Source organism: Streptomyces alanosinicus, from assembly GCF_014650595.1.
Classification (GTDB): domain Bacteria; phylum Actinomycetota; class Actinomycetes; order Streptomycetales; family Streptomycetaceae; genus Streptomyces; species Streptomyces alanosinicus.
The window spans coordinates 1-3,572 of sequence record NZ_BMVG01000110.1; the positions used below are offsets into that span (position 1 = coordinate 1).

Annotated in this window: 4 protein-coding genes; 2 read left to right on the forward strand and 2 right to left on the reverse strand. The window is 68.3% G+C overall.

Translation table 11 applies throughout. The features are described from left to right. Together IE277_RS46315 and IE277_RS46320 are read left to right on the forward strand one after the other, a co-directional pair. Positions 1-133, forward strand: a 133-nt coding sequence (locus IE277_RS46315; protein ID WP_308433494.1) for a ribonuclease domain-containing protein, incomplete at its 5' end; no start/stop codon positions are given. Positions 134-1,041: 908 nt separating this feature from the next. Next, complete coding sequence (locus IE277_RS46320; RefSeq protein WP_268252747.1) at positions 1,042-1,824, forward strand: SGNH/GDSL hydrolase family protein; 783 nt, start codon at positions 1,042-1,044, stop codon at positions 1,822-1,824. A gap of 188 nt (positions 1,825-2,012) precedes the next feature. Here the strand turns inward: IE277_RS46320 and IE277_RS46325 are convergent, their stop codons facing one another. Next, complete coding sequence (locus IE277_RS46325; protein WP_189960113.1) at positions 2,013-2,345, reverse strand: hypothetical protein; 333 nt, start codon at positions 2,343-2,345, stop codon at positions 2,013-2,015. A gap of 544 nt (positions 2,346-2,889) precedes the next feature. Beyond that, positions 2,890-3,387, reverse strand: a complete 498-nt coding sequence (locus IE277_RS46330) for an ATP-binding protein (protein ID WP_189960115.1) — start codon at positions 3,385-3,387, stop codon at positions 2,890-2,892. Positions 3,388-3,572: the final 185 nt, after the last annotated feature.

Below are 3,572 nucleotides of genomic sequence, written 5' to 3' on the forward strand. Positions count from 1 at the left end.
CGAGTACACCGTGATCACACCCGGGGCGCCGACCCGCGGCGCACGCCGCATCGTGACCGGCGAACAGCCCCAGGAGGACTACTACACCGCCGACCACTACCAGACCTTCAACCTCATAGACCGCACCTGCTGACCCCCACCAGCAGCACTGACTGACGGACCGTCCGAGCGGCGGCCGGGCTGCACCCGCACCCCGGCCGCCGGCAGGCTCCCCGGGCCCGGCCCGGTGGAGTCCGGATTCGGCAAGGTCTGAGGCAAAGCGCGGTGCGCACCGCCTTGAGGCGGCGATCGGGGTGTCGTCCAGCGCGCTGTGCGGCGGCGCCCAGTGAGCCGTCATACCGACTGTACCGACGCGATGAGAGTCCCCGCCCCAGCCGACCTGCGATGGGGCTTTCCCGAACCGGTTCCGGCAAGAAGACTTCTCCGGTTCTTCCCGCCTGCGGCCTACCGGCCCTCCAGGCCGTCGGCGGCTCGTTCGGCGGCCTCGGACAAGGGCAACTTTCGGGTGGCCTTATGGGGTTGCGGCCTGTTTCGTACCTGTCGCAGACAGTCGAGGGCGCAGGTCAGGCGCACACACGGAGCGTCGGAAATCTCCTGATCGCTCGGTTCTGATGACAGAAGACATGGTCTGATGACCTTGCTGCACCCGTGCCACCCCACCTTGCGAGGCAAACCACCCAACCCCGGCGGGTGTCCGATGCCCAGAGCATGCCGACGCCCCACGGCACACCGGCCGGCCCCTCGGAGCCGGTTCGATCAACAGAAGCTTGGACGGCTCACGCCATATCCCTCGACCGGGTTGCCGCGGTGGCTTGCCGACCTTGCCCGTGATTGGCTGGATGAGCCGGAGGCCGGCCATGCGCAGTGCGCGTCTTCGCGGTGAGACGGAGAGCGTATCGCTGCCCGAATGCGCCGGCGTGCGATCCGTCCGTCCGGGTAACGCTCCCATACGCTCCCAGTTGCGGTGTTCCCGGTCAACTGGGTTGGTAGGGAGAGGATATGAGAAACACCAGCAGGTGGAGTCGATGGCTCGTTGCCGCGATGGTGTATGCGTTGTCCCTCGGCCTGGCCCAGGCCGTCACGCCTGCCCATGCACGTCCCGGGCAACCGGACCACGTTCACCTCCGTTACACGGCATTGGGCGACTCCGTGGCCACGGGGGCCGGCGCCGGCCCCGTCAGCGGGGACTGCTACCGCAGCCCCGGCGCCTACCCTGTGCTGTGGGCGGCCGCACACCACCCGGAGCAGTTCGTCTTCGCGGCCTGCGCCGGGGCGACGATCTCCGACGTGATCACCAAGCAGTTGTCCGGGATCACCGGGCACACGACGCTCGTCAGCATCACCGCCGGCGCCAACGACGTCGGCTTCGACGCCACGAAGGAGTGCGTCCTGGCCGACGAGAACACCTGCCTGGAAGGCATAGCCCGGGCCGAACAGACCATGGACAAGAACCTGCCAGGCAAATTCGGCCAGCTCTACCGCGCCGTCGAAGCCAGGACCGCGCGGGGAGCGCGTGTGGTGGTGCTCGGCTACCCGCGCCTGTACGCCGACCGCGCCTGCCCCACAGGGCTGTTGACCCAGCGTGAACTATCGGCCCTCAACGCCGCGATGGACCACCTCGACCAGGTCATCGAATCCGGAACCCGGACACACCCCGATGTGACCTTCGCCGACGTCCGGCCCTCGTTCACCGGGCACGGCATCTGCTCCGGCCACCCATGGATCAACTCCCCGCCCGCACTCACCGCGTACCACCCCAACGCCCAGGGGCAGCGGCAGGGCTACCTTCCCGCGCTCACAGCGACAACCGACCACCGGCCCTGACCGACATCCCCGCCGCCTGATGACGGCACGCGTCTCGCCCAGGGCTCGGTGGCCGCCACCCGGCCTTCTGCCAGGTGCGGCTGCCGATTCACGCACTCCTCCCACGCCTGCGTGTCCAGTCAGGCCTGCGCGGCTGGGTGCCACCTGGCGGTGTAGCGGGGCGCTTGGTCAGGCCGACTGCGAATGGGCTAGGGCGTCTGCTCGCAGGTGGGCAAGCAGGGCGCGCACTTCCTGCGGGTCGTGGCCGTCAGCGGTGAAGGACAGGATTGCCTGCAGGATGTGGCGGCGAGGTCGCCGGTGGCTTGGACGTCCTCGCCTGCGGTGAGGGCCCAGCCGGACATCATGTTCAGTGCCACCGCGGTCATGTGTGAGGTGAGGCCCTGGCGGAATTCGGCTATCGCCTTCTGCTGGTCAGCCCCGTCCAGGCCGGCGATGCCGGTGACGATCAGCAACATGTTCTGCAGCCTGATGGCGTCGTTGTCATCGGCCCACGCTGCTTCCGGTGCGGCGACCGCGTGCATGACCTGATCCGGGGAAAGCTCTGGTGCCACGGGCCGCACCGTAGTCACCCCAGTACGGCCCTGGGTGTGACCGTGAGGGGAAGTCCCCTGGACGAGTAAAAAGGCGGACCGGCACGCACCTCGACCTCTTGAGTCGGCTGCTGTCGTGGCCTGCCGGACTTCGCAGGTTCTCGCCCTCGCTGCCACCGAAGCCGGCGTGCGGGTCGCCGCACAGTCTTGGCCGGCCGCCGGACACGACGCGGGCCCCGGGGGGGGAATCAGTCATGACATCATCGGGGCCTGGATCGGGGGATGTACCGTCCAACGACGTTGGCGGTCTGCTCGGGAAGGTCACCCTGAAGGCGGTGCAGCAGGCCATCGTCAGCGACTGGACCACCACGTTGAACCGGCTCGCTGACGACCAGCTCACCGTCCAGGACGCCGGCGGAACAGCCGCACGAAGGGCAGAGCCGAAGAGTTGGAAGCGGACAGCAGTAGGGGACCGAAGAGACACAACATCCGGCAGTGAGACGATGTCGTGCGCGCTCCTGGAGTGCGTCAGCTGTCAGTTGAGGCGGTGCCAGAGGTAGACGCAGCTCTTCACGCTGGCGAGCTGGGGCCGGCCCAGGACGGCCTGGAGTTTTTCGGGTCCGGTGAGGATGACGGGCAGGCGTGGCTGGTGTTCCTGGAAGGCGTCCCATAGCCGGTAGAGGTAGTAGAGGGCGTCGTTGCGCAGCAGGTGGGCGTCGTGGACGACTATCGCGGGGCGGGGGCGTCGTACGAGTTCTTCCTCGATCGCGTCCTGCGGGTGTGCCGCTCGCCGGGGGCGGGTCGCTGCCGGGGCGAGCCGGTCGTACAGCGAGGCGAGGAGGCCGGGAAGAGTGCCGGGCGCGGTCCCGGACACGACGACCGGATCGTGAGCGTGTTGCACGGCGGCCTGGACGACGGCTTCGACGTGGACGGCGTCGGGGGCGATGACGCACATCAGTGCGCATGCCTGCAGGACGTGCCCCAGGTTCTCGCACAGTGCGGCGAAAGCTTCGTCCGGCGCGGTCTCGTTCATCGGCGCCTCCACGCAGGGACCGTATCCGGGCAGTGCACCACGGTGTCCGCCCGCAGGTGCCCGGGCACCGGAATCGGCTGAGACCGAACGCTTTGGTGCACAACGCGATCGGGTCTACCCCCCTTGGCGCTAGGGTCTGTTGCGAGAGTGGATCTTGTTCGTTGGTGATCACTTCCTGTGGGCCG